This window comes from Rhodanobacter umsongensis (assembly GCF_042654965.1).
GTDB lineage: Bacteria > Pseudomonadota > Gammaproteobacteria > Xanthomonadales > Rhodanobacteraceae > Rhodanobacter > Rhodanobacter umsongensis.
The window spans coordinates 155,529-175,526 of the sequence record NZ_JBHSMK010000004.1; the positions used below are offsets into that span (position 1 = coordinate 155,529).

Annotated in this window: 19 protein-coding genes, 1 pseudogene and 1 riboswitch; of the genes and pseudogenes, 14 read left to right on the plus strand and 6 right to left on the minus strand. The window is 66.9% G+C overall.

Going from position 1 to position 19,998, the window contains the following annotated elements; all coding sequences use genetic code 11:
* Positions 1–62 precede the first annotated feature (62 nt).
* Together ACFPME_RS08065 and ACFPME_RS08070 are read left to right on the plus strand one after the other, a co-directional pair.
* A complete protein-coding gene (locus tag ACFPME_RS08065) occupies positions 63–1,469 on the plus strand; it encodes a S41 family peptidase (protein ID WP_377303962.1) in 1,407 nt (468 codons plus the stop codon).
* A 63-nt stretch (positions 1,470–1,532) separates the two neighbouring features.
* A pseudogene (locus ACFPME_RS08070) lies at positions 1,533–1,919 on the plus strand (FAD-dependent oxidoreductase); the annotation flags it as partial.
* A gap of 125 nt (positions 1,920–2,044) precedes the next feature.
* Here ACFPME_RS08070 and rpoH read toward each other — a convergent pair.
* Positions 2,045–2,908 carry an RNA polymerase sigma factor RpoH gene (gene rpoH / locus ACFPME_RS08075; protein WP_377303964.1) on the minus strand — a complete coding sequence of 288 codons (864 nt, stop codon included), beginning with the start codon at positions 2,906–2,908 and terminating at the stop codon, positions 2,045–2,047.
* A gap of 193 nt (positions 2,909–3,101) precedes the next feature.
* A riboswitch (TPP riboswitch) is annotated at positions 3,102–3,202 on the plus strand.
* Positions 3,203–3,276: 74 nt separating this feature from the next.
* On the opposite strand from rpoH, the gene thiC reads away from it, so the two are divergent.
* From thiC to thiD, 7 genes are read left to right on the plus strand one after another with little or no spacing between them, the layout of a single operon-like run.
* Complete coding sequence (gene thiC / locus ACFPME_RS08080) at positions 3,277–5,118, plus strand: phosphomethylpyrimidine synthase ThiC (protein WP_377303966.1); 1,842 nt, start codon at positions 3,277–3,279, stop codon at positions 5,116–5,118.
* A 4-nt stretch (positions 5,119–5,122) separates the two neighbouring features.
* Complete coding sequence (thiO, locus tag ACFPME_RS08085) at positions 5,123–6,112, plus strand: glycine oxidase ThiO (protein WP_377303968.1); 990 nt, start codon at positions 5,123–5,125, stop codon at positions 6,110–6,112.
* Positions 6,097–6,294, plus strand: coding sequence for a sulfur carrier protein ThiS (thiS, locus tag ACFPME_RS08090; protein ID WP_377303970.1), 198 nt, complete (start codon positions 6,097–6,099; stop codon positions 6,292–6,294). Before thiO ends, thiS begins: the two co-directional genes overlap by 16 nt.
* A gap of 3 nt (positions 6,295–6,297) precedes the next feature.
* On the plus strand, positions 6,298–7,068 hold the full coding sequence (locus tag ACFPME_RS08095; RefSeq protein ID WP_377303972.1) for a thiazole synthase: 771 nt from the start codon (positions 6,298–6,300) through the stop codon (positions 7,066–7,068).
* Positions 7,065–7,691 (plus strand): thiamine phosphate synthase, encoded by a 627-nt coding sequence (locus ACFPME_RS08100; RefSeq protein WP_377303974.1) that lies wholly within the window; start codon positions 7,065–7,067, stop codon positions 7,689–7,691. Before ACFPME_RS08095 ends, ACFPME_RS08100 begins: the two co-directional genes overlap by 4 nt.
* The gene (locus tag ACFPME_RS08105) at positions 7,684–8,670 is read left to right on the plus strand and encodes a ThiF family adenylyltransferase (RefSeq protein ID WP_377303976.1); all 987 of its coding nucleotides are present in this window, start codon (positions 7,684–7,686) and stop codon (positions 8,668–8,670) included. The genes ACFPME_RS08100 and ACFPME_RS08105 overlap by 8 nt, the downstream gene beginning before the upstream one ends.
* The gene (gene thiD / locus ACFPME_RS08110) at positions 8,667–9,431 is read left to right on the plus strand and encodes a bifunctional hydroxymethylpyrimidine kinase/phosphomethylpyrimidine kinase (RefSeq protein WP_377303978.1); all 765 of its coding nucleotides are present in this window, start codon (positions 8,667–8,669) and stop codon (positions 9,429–9,431) included. Before ACFPME_RS08105 ends, thiD begins: the two co-directional genes overlap by 4 nt.
* Before the next feature lie 6 nt (positions 9,432–9,437).
* Here the strand turns inward: thiD and ung are convergent, their stop codons facing one another.
* From ung to ACFPME_RS08135, 5 genes are all read right to left on the minus strand, one after another.
* Complete coding sequence (ung, locus tag ACFPME_RS08115; protein ID WP_377303980.1) at positions 9,438–10,166, minus strand: uracil-DNA glycosylase; 729 nt, start codon at positions 10,164–10,166, stop codon at positions 9,438–9,440.
* Positions 10,163–11,005, minus strand: a complete 843-nt coding sequence (locus ACFPME_RS08120; RefSeq protein ID WP_377303983.1) for a response regulator — start codon at positions 11,003–11,005, stop codon at positions 10,163–10,165. Before ACFPME_RS08120 ends, ung begins: the two co-directional genes overlap by 4 nt.
* Positions 11,006–11,141: 136 nt before the next feature.
* A complete protein-coding gene (ftsX, locus tag ACFPME_RS08125; RefSeq protein ID WP_377303985.1) occupies positions 11,142–12,116 on the minus strand; it encodes a permease-like cell division protein FtsX in 975 nt (324 codons plus the stop codon).
* Between the two features lie 2 nt (positions 12,117–12,118).
* A complete protein-coding gene (gene ftsE / locus ACFPME_RS08130; protein WP_377303987.1) occupies positions 12,119–12,817 on the minus strand; it encodes a cell division ATP-binding protein FtsE in 699 nt (232 codons plus the stop codon).
* A 231-nt stretch (positions 12,818–13,048) separates the two neighbouring features.
* Positions 13,049–14,800: a DEAD/DEAH box helicase gene (locus tag ACFPME_RS08135; protein WP_417715023.1), complete on the minus strand. Its 1,752-nt coding sequence runs from the start codon at positions 14,798–14,800 to the stop codon at positions 13,049–13,051.
* A 385-nt stretch (positions 14,801–15,185) separates the two neighbouring features.
* Here ACFPME_RS08135 and trxA point away from each other — a divergent pair, with 385 nt between their 5' ends.
* From trxA to ACFPME_RS08160, 5 genes are all read left to right on the plus strand, one after another.
* Positions 15,186–15,512: a thioredoxin TrxA gene (trxA, locus tag ACFPME_RS08140; protein ID WP_077515629.1), complete on the plus strand. Its 327-nt coding sequence runs from the start codon at positions 15,186–15,188 to the stop codon at positions 15,510–15,512.
* Between the two features lie 454 nt (positions 15,513–15,966).
* A complete protein-coding gene (gene rho / locus ACFPME_RS08145) occupies positions 15,967–17,520 on the plus strand; it encodes a transcription termination factor Rho (protein ID WP_377303990.1) in 1,554 nt (517 codons plus the stop codon).
* 123 nt (positions 17,521–17,643) lie between these two features.
* On the plus strand, positions 17,644–17,784 hold the full coding sequence (locus ACFPME_RS08150) for a hypothetical protein (RefSeq protein WP_377303992.1): 141 nt from the start codon (positions 17,644–17,646) through the stop codon (positions 17,782–17,784).
* Between the two features lie 27 nt (positions 17,785–17,811).
* On the plus strand, positions 17,812–18,444 hold the full coding sequence (locus ACFPME_RS08155) for a hypothetical protein (protein WP_377303994.1): 633 nt from the start codon (positions 17,812–17,814) through the stop codon (positions 18,442–18,444).
* Positions 18,445–18,592: 148 nt separating this feature from the next.
* Entirely contained in the window at positions 18,593–19,960 is a 1,368-nt protein-coding gene (locus ACFPME_RS08160) for a glutamate--cysteine ligase (RefSeq protein ID WP_377303996.1), read from the plus strand.
* Positions 19,961–19,998 lie beyond the last annotated feature (38 nt).

Here is a 19,998-nt window from a genome sequence, read left to right on the forward strand (position 1 = left end):
AACCGAAGGTCCATTATTGGTGTCGCGATGTCGCGCGACGCTTTCGCCGTACGGAGTTCCGCATGCGTGTTTCCCTCCATGGCCCGTCCATCGGCCTGATTTCCCTGCTGCTGGCGGTGCCGCTGCTGCTGGCGACGCCAGCCGCCAGGGCGCAGCGCGCGCCGGCGTCGGGCTCCAGCACGGCTGCGCCGCCGGTCGATCTGCCGGCCACCGACAGCCGCGCCGGCGCGCCGGCCAGCGCCAGCTCCACGGACGAGCCGGTAAGCCTGGACGACATCCGGAATTTCAGCCGCGTCTACGAAGTGGTGCGCCAGGCCTATGTGCAGAAGGTCGACAACAAGACCCTGATGAAGGCGGCGATCACCGGCATGCTCAGCGGCCTGGATCCGCACAGCGAGTATCTGGACAAGGAAGGCCTGGCCCAGCTCAGCGAGGACACCACCGGCGAATACAGCGGCCTCGGCATCGAGGTGCTGCAGGTCGACGGCGGCCTGCGCATCGTCTCGCCGATCGACGACACCCCGGCCGCGCGCGCCGGCATCAAGCCGGGCGACAGCATCGTCAAGATCAACGGCACCCTGATCGACCCGCAGAACGTGAACGACATGTTCAAGCAGCTGCGCGGCAAGCCCGGCAGCAAGATCGCGCTGACCATAGCTCACCAGAACAGCGACAAGCTGATCGACCTGCAGCTGGTGCGCGAGAACATCTCGATCAGCAGCGTCAAGGTGCGCGAGCTGGAGCCGGGCTACGCCTATCTGCGGATCAGCCAGTTCCAGGACGACACCGCCGGCGACCTTGATCGCAAACTCGCCGCTCTGGTCAAGAACAGCGGCCCGCAAAAGGGTGCGGTGCTGGATCTGCGCAACAACCCTGGTGGCCTGCTCACCGCGGCGGTGGGCGTCAGCGACGATTTTCTCGACTCGGGCATCATCGTCACCACCCGCGGCCGGTTGCAGGATGCCAACATGAGTTTCAACGCGCACCCCGGCGACCAGCTCGACGGTGCGCCGATGATCGTGCTGACCAACAACGGTACCGCTTCGGCGGCCGAGATCGTTTCCGGCGCGCTGAAGGACAACCACCGCGCACTGATCATGGGCCAGCGCACGTTCGGCAAGGGCGTGGTGCAGACCGTCTTGCCGCTGGATGCCGACCATGCGGTGAAGATCACCACCGCGCGCTACTACACGCCGAACGGCACCTCGATCCAGGCGGAGGGGATCAAGCCCGACATCGCGCTGGCCGACCTCACCGTGAACAAGGCCGACAGCGCGCCGGTGCTGATCAGCTCCGAGGCGGACCTGCCGAACCATCTGGCCAACGAGCACGCCAGGGCCGGCGGCGACATCAATGACGATGGCAGCGCCGCGGACGGCAAGTTGGCCACCAGTGACTATGCGCTGTCGCAGGCGCTGAACGTGCTCAAGGGCATGGCCTTGCGCCAGCCGGCCAGCGTCAGGCGCTGACCCCGATGGGCCGTGCGCTGCCCGCGCGCTCTTCCACGTCGCCCGTGAGCCCTGATCTCGCCGGTGCCGCCTCCACCCCGCGGGTGGGTGATCCTGGGCGGCGGCTTTGGCGGCATGGCGGCGGCGCGGCGACTCGCCGGCGCGAGCGCGCAGGTCACCCTGGTGGATCGGCGCGATCATCATCTGTTCCAGCCGCTGCTTCATCAGGTGGCCACCGCGAGCCTAGAAGCACCCTCGATTGCCGCATTGCTGCGGCACAGGCTGCGTGGTCAGCGCAACCTCACCGTGTTGCTGGATGAAGTGACCGGCATCGACATGGCGGCGCATCGGGTGCAATGTGCACACGGTTCGCTGGACTACGATCTTCTGGTGGTGGCCACCGGCGCCACGCATGCGTATTTCGGACACGATGCCTGGGAGCGTTTCGCACCGGGGCTGAAGACGCTGGACGCGTCGCCTGCGCGGTTTTTCACCCGCGGGAATGACGGAAAAGGAAGACCGCCCCCGAATCCGGCCATCCACATGCAAACGGCCCCTGACGGGGCCGTTGCGGTTCACCGGGTTGAACACGCCGCTCAAGCGGTGGCGAACAGGCCGCGCATCTTCTTCATCGCGTTCGCTTCCACCTGACGGATGCGTTCGGCGGAAACGCCGTACTCATCGGCCAGATCCTGCAGCGTGGCCTTGTTGTCGTCGTCCAGCCAGCGGCGCTGGATGATGTCGCGCGAACGCTTGTCCAAATGGCTCAGCGCATCGGTCAGCGTCTGCATCTGATTGTCGGCGTAGTCCTCGTCGGACACGTTCTCGTACGGATCGGCGCCATCGTCGATCAGGAACGCCGCCGGTGCCGGCTTGGCATCGTCATCGGCATCGGCCGGTGCCTCGAAGCCGATGTCCCGGCCGGACAGGCGCGACTCCATCTCGCGCACGGTCGCCTCGGGCACGCCCAGATCCTTCGCCACCGTGCTCACCTCGGCCGCGTTCATCCAGCCCAGGCGCTTCTTGCTCTTGCGCAGGTTGAAGAACAGCTTGCGCTGCGCCTTGGTGGTGGCGACCTTCACGATGCGCCAGTTCTTCAGGATGAACTCGTGCATCTCGGCGCGGATCCAGTGCACCGCAAAGCTCACCAGGCGAACGCCCTGATCGGGGTCGAAACGCTTGACCGCCTTCATCAGGCCGATGTTGCCTTCCTGGATCAGATCGGCCAGCTGCAGGCCGTAACCGCTGTAACCACGCGCCACATGCACCACGAAACGCAGATGCGACATCACCAGCTTCTTCGCAGCGGCGAGGTTCGCTTCTTCGAGGTAGTCACGCGACAGCGCCTGCTCTTCTTCCGAGCTCAGCACGGGAATGCGGTGGACCGCAGAAATATAGGCATCCAGACTGCCCACTACGCTCGGCAGCGGAAAGTTGGCGGTCACCAAGGCTTGAGACATGGGTGGAACCTCCTGAATGACGTCAAAGTTTAGCACTCGGTGGTTTGAGTGCTAAAGCCCGGAATGGTTCCGAGCTTTAATGAACCAGATAGTACACATATCCGGCATCAATGTCCATGGCTTTGCGCCCAACGGCGCTGCAGCGGCCTTGGCGCAACCTTGACAGGCCCCATTCGTGGACCCCATCCTGCCCGGACATTCCGAGGGGTGCCCCGCAAGGGGCTGAGATAGCGCGAGCTGACCCTTGAACCTGATCCGGGTCATGCCGGCGGAGGAACGGGAATTGCGACGGTCGACTCCTTCGAGGCGTCCGTCCGCCCTTACATCGTCAATCCCGGATCTCCTGTTTTTGTCCCAGGAGGAGATCCATGAATATCCCTGCATCCTTGCCCGGCTCCGCGCCCGCCACGGTCACGACCGGGCCGATCGGCGGATCGAAAAAGGTCTACGTCGAACCGCCATCGCATCCTTCGATTCGAGTACCGTTTCGCGAGATCGCCCTCACCGATTCGCAGACGCCGACCATCCGGGTCTACGACCCGTCAGGCCCCTATACCGACAGCGATATCCGCATCGATCTTGCGGCCGGCCTGCCGCTGGTGCGTGAACCGTGGATCGAGCCACGGGGTTTCCAGGCCATCGAGGGCCGCACGGTACGCCCCGAGGACAACGGCGGCGCCGGCCCGGATCGTCTGGTCGCCCCGTGCCCGGCTCAGCGGACCTTGCGCATGGGCCAGCCAGGCGCGCCGGTCACCCAGCTGGAGTTTGCGCGCGCCGGGATCATCACCGAGGAAATGATCTACGTCGCCCACCGCGAGAATCTGGCGCGGGCCGAGGCGTGGAAAGGCGCGGGCACGCAGATCGCCGATGGAGAGGCCTTCGGCGCCGCCATTCCCGCGTTCGTGACCCCCGAGTTCGTGCGTCAGGAGATCGCGCTAGGACGGGCGATCATCCCCGCCAACATCAACCACGGCGAACTCGAGCCGATGGCGATCGGCCGCAACTTTCTGGTCAAGGTCAATGCCAACATCGGCAACTCGGCGATCTCCTCCGGCGTGGCCGAAGAGGTGGAGAAGCTGGTCTGGGCGATCCGCTGGGGCGCCGACACGATCATGGACCTGTCCACCGGGCGCAACATCCACAACATCCGGTCCTGGATCATCCGCAACTCGCCGGTGCCGATCGGCACCGTACCCATCTACCAGGCGCTGGAGAAGGTGGGTGGCGACCCGGTCAAACTCACCTGGGAGGTGTTCAAGGACACCTTGATCGAGCAGGCCGAGCAGGGCGTGGACTATTTCACGATCCATGCCGGAGTCCGCCTGCACCACGTTCCGCTCACCGCCAAACGGGTGACCGGCATCGTGTCGCGTGGTGGATCGATCATGGCGCGCTGGTGCCTTGCCCACCACAAGGAGAGTTTTCTCTACGAACGCTTCGACGAGATCTGCGACATCATGCGCCGCTACGACGTCGCGTTCTCGCTGGGCGACGGCCTGCGTCCCGGCTCGATCGCCGACGCCAACGACGAGGCCCAGTTCGCGGAACTTGAAACCCTGGGCGAGCTGACCAAGATCGCCTGGGCCAGGGGCTGCCAGGTGATGATCGAAGGGCCCGGCCACGTCCCGATGCACAAGATCAAGCTCAACATGGACAAGCAGCTGGCATGCTGCGCCGAGGCGCCGTTCTACACGCTGGGTCCGTTGACCACCGACATTGCGCCGGGCTATGACCACATCACCTCCGGCATCGGCGCGGCGATGATCGGCTGGTTCGGCACCGCCATGCTCTGCTACGTCACGCCGAAGGAGCACCTGGGCCTGCCCGACCGCGACGACGTCAAGACCGGCGTCATCACCTACAAGATCGCAGCCCACGCGGCCGACCTGGCCAAGGGCCACCCGGCCGCGCAGGTGCGCGACGACGCCTTGTCGCGGGCACGTTTCGAGTTCCGGTGGGAAGACCAGTTCAACCTTTCGCTCGACCCGGACACCGCGCGTGCCTACCACGACGCCACCTTGCCGAAGGACGCGCACAAGGTGGCGCACTTCTGCTCCATGTGCGGTCCCAAGTTCTGCTCGATGCAGATCACCCAGGACCTGCGCAGGGACGTCCTGGCGATGGAAGCGGCGGCACGCGCGGGCATGGCGACCAAGTCGCGCGAGTTCGTGGAGCAAGGCGCCCATCTCTACGTGCCGTCGGCGGAGTAAGTCCATGCGTGTCACCGTGATCGGAGCCGGCGTGACCGGTCTCGTGGCGGCGCTCGAATTGGCCGCGCGGGGCGCCCGCGTCGAGATCATCGAACGTGGCGCGCAACTGGGCGCGCAGGCGTGCAGCTGGTTTGCCGGCGGCATGCTGGCACCCTGGTGCGAGCAGGAAAGCGCGGAACGTCAAGTGGGCCGGCTCGGGCAGATGGCACTCGACTGGTGGCCAAGGCATTTCAGCGAAACCGTCGGCAACGGCACTCTGGTGGTGGCGCCGGCGCGGGACCATGCCGAACTCAGCCACTTCGGCCGACGCACCGAGCGCTTCGAACGGATCGGTGCCGAGCGCATCGCCGAACTGGAACCCGACCTTTCCGGGCGCTTCCGCGATGCGCTGTTCTTCGCCGGCGAGGCGCACCTGGACCCGCGCCGGGCCATGGCAGCGATGGCCGCCACGCTTGGCGACATGGGCGTCGCCATCCACTTCGGCGTGGACGTCACGTCCGTTTCGCCCGATGCGGGGCAAGTGCTGGACTGCCGCGGTTTCGCTGCACGCGACGCGCTGGATGATCTGCGCGGCGTTCGCGGCGAGATGCTGCTGGTCCGCAGCAGCGGCGTCACGCTTTCGCGTCCGGTGCGACTGTTGCATCCACGCATGCCGCTGTACGTGATACCGCGTGCCGATGGCCTGTTCATGATCGGCGGCACGATGATCGAAAGCGCCCATGCCGGCCCGGTCACGGCGCGCTCGGCGATGGAGCTGCTCAACGGCGCGTACGCGCTGCACCCGGCATTCGGCGAGGCGGAGATCGTCGAGATGGGCGTCGGCATCCGCCCGGCCTTCGCCGACAATCTGCCGCGGCTGGTGCGACGCGGCCACACCTGGCATGTCAACGGCCTTTACCGCCATGGTTTCCTGCTGGCACCGGCCATGGCGCATCAGGCCGCGCAGGCCATTCTCGGCACACCCTCCGGAGAGTCTTCATGCAGATCAACGTGAATGGCGTCGAGCAGAAGCTTCGCGCGGCCACACTGGCGCAGGCGCTGGACGAGCTCGACTACGGCGACACGGTCGTCGCTACCGCTCTCAACGGACGCTTCGTCGCCGCCGCCGGCCGCGCCTCGACCGTGCTGGCGAACGGCGACCTCCTCGAGATCCTTGCCCCGATGCAAGGCGGCTGAGCGATGAACCTCTACGGCACCGAAGTCGCCTCGCGACTGTGGCTGGGCACCGCGCGATACCCGTCCCCGGCGATCCTCGGCGACGCCGTGCGGGCGGCCGGCACCGACATCGTCACCGTGTCGCTAAGGCGCGAATCCGCCGCGCAACGCGGCGGCCAGGATTTCTGGTCGATCATCCGCGGACTCGGCGTCCGGGTGCTGCCCAATACCGCCGGCTGCCATTCGGTGAAGGAGGCGGTGACCACCGCGCAGATGGCGCGGGACATCTTCCAGACCTCATGGATCAAGCTCGAAGTGATCGGCGAGGTCGACACGCTGCAGCCTGACGTGTTCGGCCTGGTCGAGGCGGCCGGCGTGCTGTGCGCCGACGGGTTCGAGGTTTTCCCGTACACCACCGACGATCTGGTCGTCGCCGAACGGCTGCTCGAAGCGGGTTGCCAGGTGTTGATGCCGTGGGGCGCGCCGATCGGTACCGGCATGGGCCTCAACAATACCTTCGGCCTTCGCGCGCTGCGCGCCCACTTCCCGGAAGTGCCGCTGATCGTCGACGCGGGCATAGGCCGGCCATCCCACGCCGCCGCCGCGATGGAACTGGGCTACGACGGCGTCCTGCTGAACACCGCCGTGGCGATGGCCGGCGACCCGGTGGTGATGGCCGGCGCGTTTGCCAGAGCGGTCGAGGCCGGGCGGGCCGCGTTTCTCGCGCAGCCGATGGAGCCTCGCGACATCGCCACGCCGTCGACGCCGCTGCTCGGCAAGGCGTGGCTCGAATGAGCCGGCTAGCCCCGTTCTATCCCATCGTCGACAGCGCCGACTGGGTCCGGCGGCTGGTTCCGGTCGGGGTGAAACTGGTGCAGCTGCGGATCAAGCGACGCACTCCCGACGAGGTGCGCCGCGAGGTACGCGCCGCGCTCGCCATCTGCCGGCCCCGGCGCGTGCAGCTGGTCATCAACGATCACTGGCGCATCGCGCTCGATGAAGGCGCCGGTTTCATCCACCTCGGCCAGGAGGACCTGGCCGGCGCCGACCTGAGGGCGATCCGCGCGCGGCATGTGAAGCTTGGTATCAGTACGCACGACGACGCCGAGCTCGACCATGCGCTCGGCGTGTCACCCGACTATGTCGCGCTGGGACCGATCTACCCCACGAGCCTGAAGGCAATGCCCTGGGCGCCGCAGGGACTGGATCGCATCGGTGAATGGAAACGGCGGATCGGCCGCCTGCCGCTGGTGACGATCGGCGGCATCACGCTGGAGCGGGCCGCCGGCTGCCTCGCCGCGGGCGCGGATTGCGTGGCGGTGGTGAGCGACGTGACCGGCCACCCCACCCCGCTGGTCCGTGCCGCTTCGTGGATTACCTCGACACGGACACCTCCACGAGGGCTCCCGCATGAGTGATCGTTACGCTCGCCAGGTCGCGCTGGCGCATGTCGGCGCGGACGGTCAGGCCAGGCTGGCCGCAGCCAGCGTGCTGGTCGTCGGCTCGGGCGGGCTCGGCTGTCCGGTGCTGCAATACCTTGCCGCGGCCGGCGTCGGGCGCCTCGTCATCGTCGATCACGACGTCGTCGAGGCGAGCAACCTGCATCGCCAGCCCTTGTACAGCATGGACGATGTCGGGTCGCCCAAGGTCGCCGCGGCGCGCGCGGCCCTGTTGCAGCTGAACCCCACGATCACGGTGGAAACACTCGCCGGACGCGCAACGCCGGACAATGCCGCGCGCCTGGTCGCCGATGCCGACATCGTGGTCGACGCGGCCGACAGCCTGGCCACCACCTATGTGCTGAACGATGCCTGCCAGGCACTGGCACGCCCCCTGGTCAGCGCTTCGGCGCTCGGCCTGAGCGGCTATGTCGGTGCGTTCTGCGCGGGCGCACCGAGCTATCGGGCGGTGTTTCCCGACATGCCTGCACGCGCGGCGACTTGCAGCAGCGCCGGTGTGCTTGGCAGCGTGGTAGGCGTCATCGGCAGCCTGCAGGCGCAGTTCGTGCTGCAGCTGATCCTTGCCATCATGCCCGCGCCGCTTGGCCGGCTGGTAACCTTCGATGCCGCGCGACTCAGCTTCGGCGGCTTCGCTTTCCACGACGCAGCCGAACCGGACGGTCCCCTGCTGCGCTACATCTCGCCGCGCGAGGTGACGGCCGACGACGTGGTGGTCGACCTGAGGAGCCCGGACGAGGCTCCGGTGTCGCCCTTCGATCATGCGGTGCGGCTTGAAGTCGACATCATCGACACCTTGATGGACGATCATCCACCCTCCGCCGGCCGCATCGTGCTGTGCTGCCACAGCGGCCTGCGGGCCTGGCGTGCCGGCCGCCATCTGCGCGACCGCGGCTTTACCCGCCTTGCCCTCGTCGCCCTGGCGGACGGGACACCATGAGCGTGCCGCCGCGCGCGCCCCCGATGCCGACGGTGCTCTCCATTGCCGGCTCCGACTCCTGCGGCGGTGCAGGCATCCAGGCTGACCTGAAGACGTTCTCCGCGCTGGGTGCCGACGGCGCCACCGTGCTGACCGCAGTCACCGCGCAGAACAGTGCCGGGGTGAGGGCGATACAGATCATGTCCGCGGACATGGTGGCGGCGCAGCTGGACGCGGTGTTCGACGAACTCGATATCCGGGCCGTCAAACTGGGCATGCTCGCGGCGACCGCCACCGTGCTCGCCGTCGCCGACGGCCTGAACCGACGCCGGCCACCGCACGTGGTGCTCGATCCGGTGATGACCGCCACGTCGGGCGCGCTGCTCCTCAGCGAAGACGCCGTCGCTTCGATGCGCTCGCACCTGCTGCCGCTGGTCGACTGCCTCACGCCCAATCTGGCGGAGGCAGCGGTGCTGCTTGGGGTGCCATGTGCGACGGACGAAGCGCAGATGGCCGCACAGGGTCGTGCCCTGCTGGCCCTGGGGCCGCGCGCCGTGCTGATGAAAGGCGGTCACGCACCGTTGGCCGAAGCGGTCGACTTGCTGGTAACGCCCGCCGGCACGCAACGCTTTGCGGCGCGCTGGGTGGAAACCGGCAGACTGCATGGAACCGGTTGCATCCTGTCGGCCGCCATCGCGGCATGGCTCGCTCGCGGAGCCGCACTGGCTGATGCCGTCGCGCAGGCCAAGGCGCACCTGACCGCGACGCTCGCATGCCGATGACCCGCGCTACGCGCGGGCCCCGCGAAAAATTGCCGGCAGCGTGGCCGCGGGCGGTAGCGACCAGTCGATGGGCGCCTGACCATGCGACTCCAGATAGCGGTTGGCCGCGGAGAAATGCCCGCAGCCGATGAAGCCGCGGTGGGCCGACAGCGGCGACGGATGCACTGAAGTCAGCACGCAGTGGCGGCTGGTATCGATCAGCTGTCCCTTGCGTTGCGCGTACGAACCCCACAACAGGAACACCAGACCCTCGCGCTCGCGGTTGAGCGCGTCGATCGCGGCGTCGGTGAAGCCTTCCCAGCCCTTGCCCTGGTGCGAACCGGCACGGCCTTCCTCCACCGTCAGCACGCTGTTGAGCAACAGCACGCCGCGATCGGCCCACGCTGTGAGGCAACCATGGTCGGGACGCGGGATACCGAGGTCGCGCTGGATTTCCTTGAAGATGTTCTCCAGCGACGGCGGCACCCGCACGCCGGGGCGTACCGAGAAGCACAGGCCGTGGGCCTGGCCGGGTCCGTGGTACGGATCCTGGCCCAGAATCACCACGCGGACGGCATCGAACGGCGTGTGCTCGAATGCCGCGAAAATTTCCGGGCCAGGCGGATAGATCCGTTTGCCGGCTTGTTTCTCCGCGCGCAGAAACGCCGACAGCGCCTGCATGTCGGGGCGCTGCAGGTAGTCACCGATGCGAGCCATCCACGATGGCTCCAGCCTGATCCGTGTCGCGTCGTTCATGCCTCGGCCGCGTGCTCACGCAGATGACGCGCCACGCGCAACTGGAACAGCAGCTTGGTCACCAGCAGTTTCTCCTCGACCGGCTTCTCGACCAGGTCGTTGGCGCCGGCCCTGATCAGCGCGGCCTGGTTGGCCGGATTTTCGTCGCCGGTCATCACCAGCACCGGCAGCCGGCCCTTGCCATATCCGAATTCGCCACGGATGTGCTTGAGCAGATCGCCGCCGGTCAGCTCGCCCTTCAGGCTGACGTCGGTCAGCACCACGTCGGCGCCGACCCAACCCAGCGCCCGGTCGGTTTCCAGCATCGCCAGTGCATCCTCCACGCTGACCACATGACGCACGGTGAGGCCGATCTTCTCCAGCATGCGCCGGGTCGCCAATGCCACCACGCGGCTGTCCTCGACGTACAAGACGGTACCCTGGGCGGTCGTCTGCACGCTCACGTAGCCGCGAATGAACTCGGCCAGCGCCTGGAAGCCCAGCGCCTTGTCGAAATAATCGGTGACATGTTCGCCCAGCGAGCGCCGATGCAGGCGATCTTCGACATCGCCGGACACCACCACGATCGGCACGTAGATCTGCGGCGCCGATTCGCGCACGAAGCGCGCCAGCTCCAGCCCGTCCATGTCGGGCAGGCGCAGCGCGATGGTGATGAAATCGAACACGCCTTCGCCGAGCATCCGTTGCGCGTCGGCGCCCGTGCCGCAACCGACCACCTCGACGCCGGGCAACTCGGCCTGCAGCACGCGGGTGATCAACTGCCGCACCACGCGCGAACCGTCGACCACCAGCACGCGCGGCGCCTCGGTCAGCAGGCGGCTGCTGATATTTGTACTCATTCCTTAGCTCACCCACCGATCCGCGGCGATCCCTGCCCATCAACCCGCGGACGCACCCCCTGCATCCGCTTCACCGAGATAGTGCACCGACCGCGCCTTCAGCTGCTGCGGTTCACGTCACTCCGTCGAAAAGTCGCTACACCGCCTTGCGCAGTTGCCATGCGCTGACCAGCCGCGCACCCAGCCAGCCGAGTGCGGCAGCCGCCAACGGCACCGTCAGCAACAGCCACAGCGGCAAACCGCCGACTTGCAGTTTGCCATCATAGGCATGGCTGAGGCGGGCCATCGGCTCGGCCAGGGCCAATTCGATCGCGACCGCCAGCAGCGCCGCCAGCATGCCGCTGAAAAGACCGTACCAGAGGCCGGCATACAGATAGGGCCGCCGCACGAATGCGCCGCTGGCGCCGATCAGCAGCAGCACACCGATTTCCTCGCTGCGGCTGGCGATGTCGACCCGCACCGTGTTGCCGACCACCAGCAGGGCTGCCAGTGCCAGCAGCGAAGCAAGCACCAGCACGGCGCGGTTGCCGACCGCGAGCAGCGCATCCAGCCGCTGGCGCCAGCTGCCGGCATCCTGCACCAGGTCGACGGCGCGCATCGCGCGCACGTCGGCGACCAGCAGTTCAAGCGCCGAGGCACTCGCCTCCGCACGAGGCTGCAACTGCAACACGTACGGCAAGGGGTTGTTGTCCAGCGCTTCAAGAGCGCCGGAGAAGCCCTGCATCCGGGCCAGCTCGTCCATACCCTGCTGCGGCGTCTTCACCGTGACCGCGGCCACTTCGGGGCGGTCGGCGAGCTGGCCGGCGATCATCTGCGCCTGCTGCGCGGTCTGGCCCGGCTGCAGAAACACGCTGATCGCCTCGCTCTGGCCCAGCGCGTCGCCCAGTTTCTGCACGTTGCCCAGCAGCAGGAAGAAGGCCAGCGGCAGGGCCAGCGCGAGGCCCATCACCGCAATGGTCAGCAGGCTGCCGAGCGGTCGCGAAGCAAGCCTGCGGAAGCTCGCCGCGGCGCTCCAGCCGTGGTGCTCCTGCCAGCTGCCGAAACGGCGGCCATGGGTGTGTCCGTTGCGCGGCGAGGCATCCGCAGGCGCACGAATGGTTTCCGGCGGCATGTTCACAGCACCTCCTGCGCACTCAGATCGGCCACCAGCCGGCCATGATCCAGCACGATCACGCGCTTCTTCATGCGCTTGATCAGAGGCAGGTCGTGACTGGCGATCAAGACCGTGGTGCCAAGCTGCTGAAACTCGGCGAACAGGCCCATGATTTCCACCGCGAGCTGCGGATCGAGGTTGCCGGTAGGCTCGTCGGCGATCAGCAGGGTCGGCCGCGCCACGATCGCCCGGGCGATGCCGACGCGCTGCTGCTCACCGGCAGACAATGTGGCAGGCAGTTGTCGTTCGTAGGCGAGCAGGCCGACCTTCTCCAGAGCCGCGCGCACCCGGCGCGCGCGTTCCGGCCGCGCAATGCCGCCAATCACCAGCGGAAGCTCGACGTTCGCGAACACGGTGCGCTCCATCAGCAGCCGGTGATCCTGGAACACCATGCCGATCTGCCGCCGCCACTTGGGAATGCCGCTGCGGCGGATCTTCGCGAGACTCTTGCCGTCCATGCTGATGAGCCCGTGCGAAGGCCGCTCGATCAGCCCCAGCAACTTGAGCAACGTGCTCTTGCCGGCGCCCGAATGTCCGGTGATGAAGGCCATCTCGCCGGTCGGCACCTCGAAGGAAAGCTGCGAGAGCGCCTCATGGCCGCCCTCATAGCGCTTGCTGACTTGATCGAACTGGATCACTGCGTATCCCCGAGCCTGCATGCCGTCGTACCAGCGGCAAGGATAAGGGAAGCCGGCTGCGTTAGCTCTCTCTCCCGCGCGTAGCAGGCCGGGGCGAGGCCAATCTCGCGGCAGACCGTCCAGAATGCGCGCTTGCTCACGCAGCGATGGTGCGGACACCACGTCGCACCCGCCCTTCCGGCACCTTCCTCGCGCCCCGGCGGGCGCCGTCCATGGCGACCCCGCGTACTTCCTGGGGATTGAGCAACGAACCTATCGGCCGGTGAACAAGCGGGTCAGCCGGCGGAACAGGCCCGGCTTCTTCGGATGAACATGCTCGGTCTTGCCGGACGTCACCGCCACCTGGCGCGACGGCCGGTTGTGGGCGCCGCCGGCGGACTCGGCCGCGCTGCGTTCGCGCGGCGGACGACGCTCGCCCCGCGGCGCGCGATTGCCCTCGGTGGCGCCGGCATTCTGGCCGGGGGTCTCGACGCCGTCGGCGGGCGCGCCTTCGCGACGGCGATTGCGACCACCACGACGGCGGCGCGGCTTGCGCGCGCCTTCGACGTCGCTGCCGTCAGCCGCGGCAGCGGGTTCGGTCACGTGCACCGATACGGCGACCGGCTGCGCGGCCACCGCTTCGACGCCGCTGTCGACCACCGGCACGAACGGTTTGCGCTCGCGCGGCGGGCGCGAACCGCTGCGGCCGGAACCGCTGCGCTCGCCACTGCGGTCGGCACCGCCGGAACGGCGCGGCTTTTCACCGGGGCGCGGGGCCACCACATCGCCGAAAGCGGCGCTGTCGGCGGCGGCGTTCGCGGCGAACTCGGCATCGATCGCGCGCGGCTTGGGCATGATCAGCAGATCCGGGTCCATCTGCGCCACCGGGATGCTCTGGCCGATATAGGCTTCGATCTCCGGCAGCGACATCGCATACAGGTCGCAGGCGAAACTGATCGCGTCGCCTTCGGCGCCCAGCCGCGCGGTGCGGCCGATGCGGTGCACGTAGTCCTCGGCCTCGTGCGGCAGGTCGTAGTTGAAGACGTGGCTGACCGCGGGAATGTGCAGGCCGCGCGCGGCCACGTCGGTGGCGACCAGGATGTCCAGCTGGCCGTCCTGGAAGCGCTGCAGCAGCTTCTGCCGCTTCAGCTGCGGCACGTCGCCGGAGATCGCGCCGACGCGGCAACCGTGGCGCTTGACCCGCTCGGTGATGCGCTCGGCGGCGGCCTTGGTGTTGACGAAGATGATGCTGCGGCTCGACTTGGCGCGGTCGAGCAGGTTCAGCAGCAACGGCATCTTCTCTTCCTTGGCCGGGAAGTAGACCAGCTGGCGTACGTGGTCGGCGGTGACGTTGTCGCTTTCCACCACCAGCTTCTCGGCTTCGTGCATGTGCTCGTAGGCCAGCTCCAGCACGCGATGGCTCAGCGTGGCAGAGAACAGCAGTACCTGGCGCTGCTCGCGTGGCGGCAGGCGGCGGAAGATGAAGCGCACATCCTTGATGAAGCCGAGGTCGAACATGCGATCGGCCTCGTCGATCACCATCACCTCGACGCTGTTGAGGCTGAACACGCCTTGCTTGTGATAGTCGAGCATGCGGCCGGGGGTGGCGATGATGATGTCGCAGCCGTCTTTCAGCTGCTGGCGCTGCTTGTCGTAATCGACGCCGCCATAGATCAGTGCGGTCTTCAGACCGGTATGGCGCCCGATCGCCTGGGCATCCTTGTCGATCTGGATCGCCAGCTCGCGGGTCGGCGCGATGATCAGCGCGCGCGGGTCGCTGTCCTTGCGGTCGGCGACGGCCGGGGTGGTCAGCAGGCGGTTCATCAAGGCGACCAGGAACGCACAGGTCTTGCCGGTGCCGGTCTGTGCCTGGCCGGCGACGTCGCGCCCGGCCAGCGCCAGCGGCAGGGTCATCTCCTGGATGGGCGTGCAGCGGGTGAAGCCGCTGTCGTCCAGCCCCTGCTGCAGCAGCGGATGAAGATCGAAGTTGGTGAAGAAGGTATCGGTGAGTACGGTTTGTGACATATGCGGATGGTTGACCTTGCCTGACGGCGGCGTGATGCGCTGCACTCGATTCAGGCGCCGAACGTCGGCGGGAAACGGTGCAGGACGGGGTGCGCGATGCGCAGCGAAGCGGTTCAATCGTCAGGGTCAACAAGGTCGCGCCGCGGCTGGCGACGCCGTATTTGCCGGCGGTCTGACGGGCGGCTGTGCAAGCCGCCCTTGAATCGTGCCCGGAGTTGCGCTGGAATGAGGACCTGCCGCCATGGCACGGCCCCCGCCCCGCACAACCCGCGCTTCATGGGCGCCCGAGTGTAGCTGATGAGGGGCTGTCAAGTCGCCATCTCCTTGTTTTCCCCCGTTTGCCACCCCATTGTCTTGCACCCTGCCCCAGCCACGGAGATTCCCGGTGAGCGACCTGATTACCCATGTGAATGACGACGCCTTCGACGAGCAGGTGCTCAAGTCCGAAACCCCCGTATTGCTGGATTTCTGGGCGGAATGGTGCGGCCCGTGCAAGGCGATCGCGCCGATGCTCGACGAGCTGGCCGTTCAGTACGAAGGCAAGCTGCGCATCGTCAAGGTCAATATCGATCAGAACCAGCAGACGCCGCGCGCCTATGGCGTACGCGGCATTCCGACCCTGATGGTGTTCAAGAACGGCAAGGTCGAAGCCACCCAGATCGGCGCCGTCAGCAAGGGGCAGCTGACCCAGATGATCGACAAGGCCATCTGATCCACCCGTTGCAAATATGCTGCGCGGAGCCGGCTCGGCTGAGCACGGCCGGCTCATGAGGCTTTACGCCGCCACGCAGCGAGTGCTAGATTCAACGCGTCCGTCGGGACAGTCCTGTCCCCTTGCGCCTTCCGCGCGACGCACACCCTCCCTCCTGTAATTCAACGGCGCCCCGCGAGGATAGCCCGTGTCCGATACCGATAATAAAGTTCCGAACGACGCCAAGAGCGCCGATACCAAGCCTGCAGGCGAAGGCAAGGCCGAGCCACGTGCACGCGCGCCGCGTCGTACGGCGGCGGCCATCGCCGCGGCGAACGCCGAAAAAGCCGCTCCTGCCGACCGGCCGGCGCCGGCATCGGCATCGGCTGAACGACCGGCGCCGGTACAGGCCAGCCTGCCCGTGACATCGCCCCCGCAAGGCGGCGAATCATCGCCTCCGCACCACGGGTCGGAGATGCGTGAATCAAACGTGCAGCCGCAGCAGGGGCAGCAGCAAGAGCAGGCTTCGGGCCAGAACCCCGCGCCCACGCCGTCGAATGCGCCCCAGCAGCAGAGCCCTGGACAGAACCCGAACGCCGGGCAGAACAACGGCGGTCGCGAAGGTCGCGATGGACGTGGCCGGCGCCGGCGCAACGAGCGCGGCGGCAATCCCAATCCGCAGCAGCCACGCCCGCAACATCCGCGCCCCAACCCGAACGGCCTGCCGGTGGACGACGACAACGCCGATCCGGGCAGCAACGACCGCGTCATCAACCTCACCGAACTGAAGCGCAAGAACGCGATCCAGCTGCTGGAGTTCGCCGAATCGCTGGGCGTGTATGAAGGCGTGGCCCGTGCGCGCAAGCAGGACGTCATCTTCAACGTGCTCAAGGCGCACGCCCGCTCCGGCGGCGGCATCTGGGCCGAAGGCGTGCTGGAAATCCTGCAGGACGGCTTCGGCTTCCTGCGCTCGGCCGACGAGTCGTACCTGGCCGGCCCGGATGACATCTACGTGTCGCCCAGCCAGATCCGCCGCTTCAACCTGCGCACCGGCGACTACATCACCGGCCGCGTGCGCCACCCGAAGGAAGGCGAGCGTTACTTCGCGATGCTGCGCGTCGACGACATCAACGGCGATCCGCCGGAAGCGTCGAAGAACAAGATGCTGTTCGAGAACCTCACCCCGCTGTTCCCGCGCAAGGCCTTCAAGCTCGAGCGCGGCAACGGTTCCAGCGAGGACATCACCGGCCGAATCCTCGACCTGATTGCGCCGATCGGCAAAGGCCAGCGCGGCCTGATCGTCTCCCAGCCGAAGTCCGGCAAGACGATGATGCTGCAGAACATCGCCCAGGCCATCCAGTACAACCATCCCGAAGCGCATCTGATCATGCTGCTGATCGACGAGCGCCCGGAGGAAGTCACCGAGATCGCCCGCACCGTGCGCGCCGAGGTCATTTCCTCGACGTTCGACGAGCCGGCCGTGCGCCACGTGCAGGTCGCCGAGATGGTGATCGAGCGCGCCAAGCGCCTGGTCGAGCACAAGAAGGACGTGATCATCCTGCTCGACTCGATCACCCGCCTGGCTCGCGCCTACAACACCGTGATCCCCAGCTCCGGCAAGGTGCTAACCGGCGGTGTGGACGCCAACGCCCTGCAGCGTCCGAAGCGTTTCTTCGGCGCCGCGCGCAACGTCGAGGAGGGTGGTTCGCTGACCATCATCGCCACCGCGCTGACCGAAACCGGCAGCAAGATGGACGAGGTGATCTACGAGGAGTTCAAGGGCACCGGCAACATGGAAGTGCACCTGAGCCGCCGCATCTCCGAGAAGCGCGTGTACCCGGCGATCGACATCAACCGCTCCGGCACCCGCCGCGAGGACCTGCTGATCGAGCCGGACATGCTGGCCAAGATCTGGATCCTGCGCAAACTTCTGCACCCGATGGACGAGCTCTCCGCGATGGAGTTCATGCTCGACAAGATGAAGAACACCAAGTCCAACGACGAGTTCTTCAATTCGATGAAGCGCTGATCGGACGACCGCTTCCTCCTGCAAGGCCGGCACATTGCCGGCCTTGTTGCTTTGCGGGCACTTGCCGATCGCCGTCGCCTGGATTGAAATCGGCGGCACGCCATGCAAGCGAAGGAGACAAGGATGCTGCCACGTATCGCACTGCTCGCCGCCATGCTGCTGGCCGCTCACCCCGTGTCCGCCACGGATGACGTACCGTCGATGCCGACCTTGTGCCGCCAGAACACACCTTTGGTTCGCCAGCTATGGCAACAGGGCGCCTAAGACACATCCCCCGGCGCGGCCGCGCTGATGGTCGTCGCGATCGACGGCAAGCTACCGCAGGTACGCCAGCAACTCGTCGCACTGAAACCCGGCGATTTGGCATTCTGGCGCCAGACCGCGATGCTCACCGCCGTATGGGCCGGTCAGGCTGCCGTCGTGGACGGGCTGCTGAACGACGGCGCCGCTGTCGATGGCATGGGTTGGCTGCCTCCACTCAAGCACGACTTCTACCAGCAGACCGTGGGCACGATGGAGCAAGACCCGCGCTTCGGCGGTCCGGCAGCAGTGAACCAACTCGAGGCCGCCGGCCTCGTGAGCAATCAGCGCACGCAACTCGGACCCGCCTTGCCGATCGCCACCGAGTGCGGCGACGTGGCCATGCTGGATGTCCTGTTGCGCCATCATGCCGATGTGCAGGCGCGACAAGCTCCCAACACCGCCGACGCCCTGGACATGGCGACCGTAGAAGGTAATGCCGCCATCGTGCGGCGCCTGCTCGATCACGGCGCCAATGCGTGCACGCACGATCGTCTTGGACGAGAACGCATGCTCAAGGCCAGCCGCAAATTCATTCCACTCGCAGAGGTCGGCCGACGCGCGGGCCTGCCCGCCGACCTGGCCGCGCGGCTGATCTGCCCTGCCGTGGCGTCCACGCACTGAAGCAGTTTTTGGCGAGCTGGCCGGACAAGCCGTGCAGGCGATCACTCGGCCGCGGCTGTACCACTACGTACAATTATTTCCCGTCACCCCCTTTTCGTGGTCGTCCAACACCCCCATAGTGACTCGCTCACCCAGCGAGGCTTTGCCCGTGTCCATACCCAGTGCCGTCAAGAGCACCCCGATTGCGGGTCGCCAGCAACTGGCCGACTACCTCGCCGCCGGCGAGAAGCCACGCGAGGCCTGGCGCATCGGCACCGAGCACGAGAAGTTCGGTTTCCGCACCGACGATCTGCGCCCGCCCACGTTCGAGGGCGACCGCGGCATCAAGCTGCTGCTGGAGACACTGGCCGCCCGCTACAGCTGGGACGTGGCCCGCGAAGGCGAGAATCCCGTCGCGTTGTCACGCGACAAGGCATCGATCACGCTGGAACCGGCCGGCCAACTGGAACTCTCCGGCGCGCCACTGGAAACCGTGCACCAGACCTGCTGCGAAGTGAACCAGCACCTGGAGGAAGTACGCTCGATCGCCGACGGCATGGGCCTTGGCTTCCTCGGCATGGGCTTCCAGCCGAAGTGGCGCCGCGACGAGATGCCATGGATGCCGAAGGGCCGCTACAAGATCATGCGCGAGTACATGCCCAAGGTCGGTTCGCTGGGCCTGGACATGATGACGCGCACCTGCACGGTGCAGGTGAACCTGGATTTTTCCAGTGAGGCGGACATGGTGAAGAAATTCCGCACCAGCCTTGCGCTGCAGCCGATCGCCACCGCGCTGTTCGCCGACTCGCCGTTCACCGAAGGGCGTCCAAACGGCTATCTGTCCTACCGCTCGCAGATCTGGACCGATACCGACCCCGACCGCACCGGCATGCTCGACTTCGTCTTCGCCGACGGTTTCGGCTACGAGCGCTACGTCGACTACATCCTCGACGTGCCGATGTACTTCAGCTACCAGGACGGCCGCTACATCGACCTGGCCGGGCAGGACTTCAAGCGCTTCCTCGCCGGCGAGCTGCCCACGCTGCCGGGCGTCCACGCCACCATGAAGGACTTCGCCGACCACCTCACCACCGCCTTCCCCGAGGTGCGCCTGAAGCAGTACCTGGAGATGCGCGGCGCCGACGGCGGCCCGTGGAACCGGCTGTGCGCGCTGCCCGCGTTCTGGGTCGGCCTGCTCTACGACCAGCAGGCGCTGGACGCGGCGTGGGACCTCGTCAAGGACTTCAGCCGCGAGGAACGCCACGCGCTGCGCGACGGCGTGCCGAAGCACGCGCTGAAGCTGCCGTTCCGTGGTGGCACGGTGCGCGACCTCGCCGAGGAAGCGCTGAAGATCGCAGGCCATGGCCTGCGGCGACGTGCCCGCCTCAACAAGAACGGCGCCGACGAAAGCATCTTCCTGGAACCGATGATCGAGATCGTGCAGGCCAACCAGACCCCGGCCGAGCGCAAGCTCGAATTGTTCCATGGCGCGTGGAACGGCAGCGTGGATCCGGTGTTCCGCGAGTTTGCCTACTGAAGGCAGCTACTGCCCGCAATTTCCGAACTGCTCCAGCG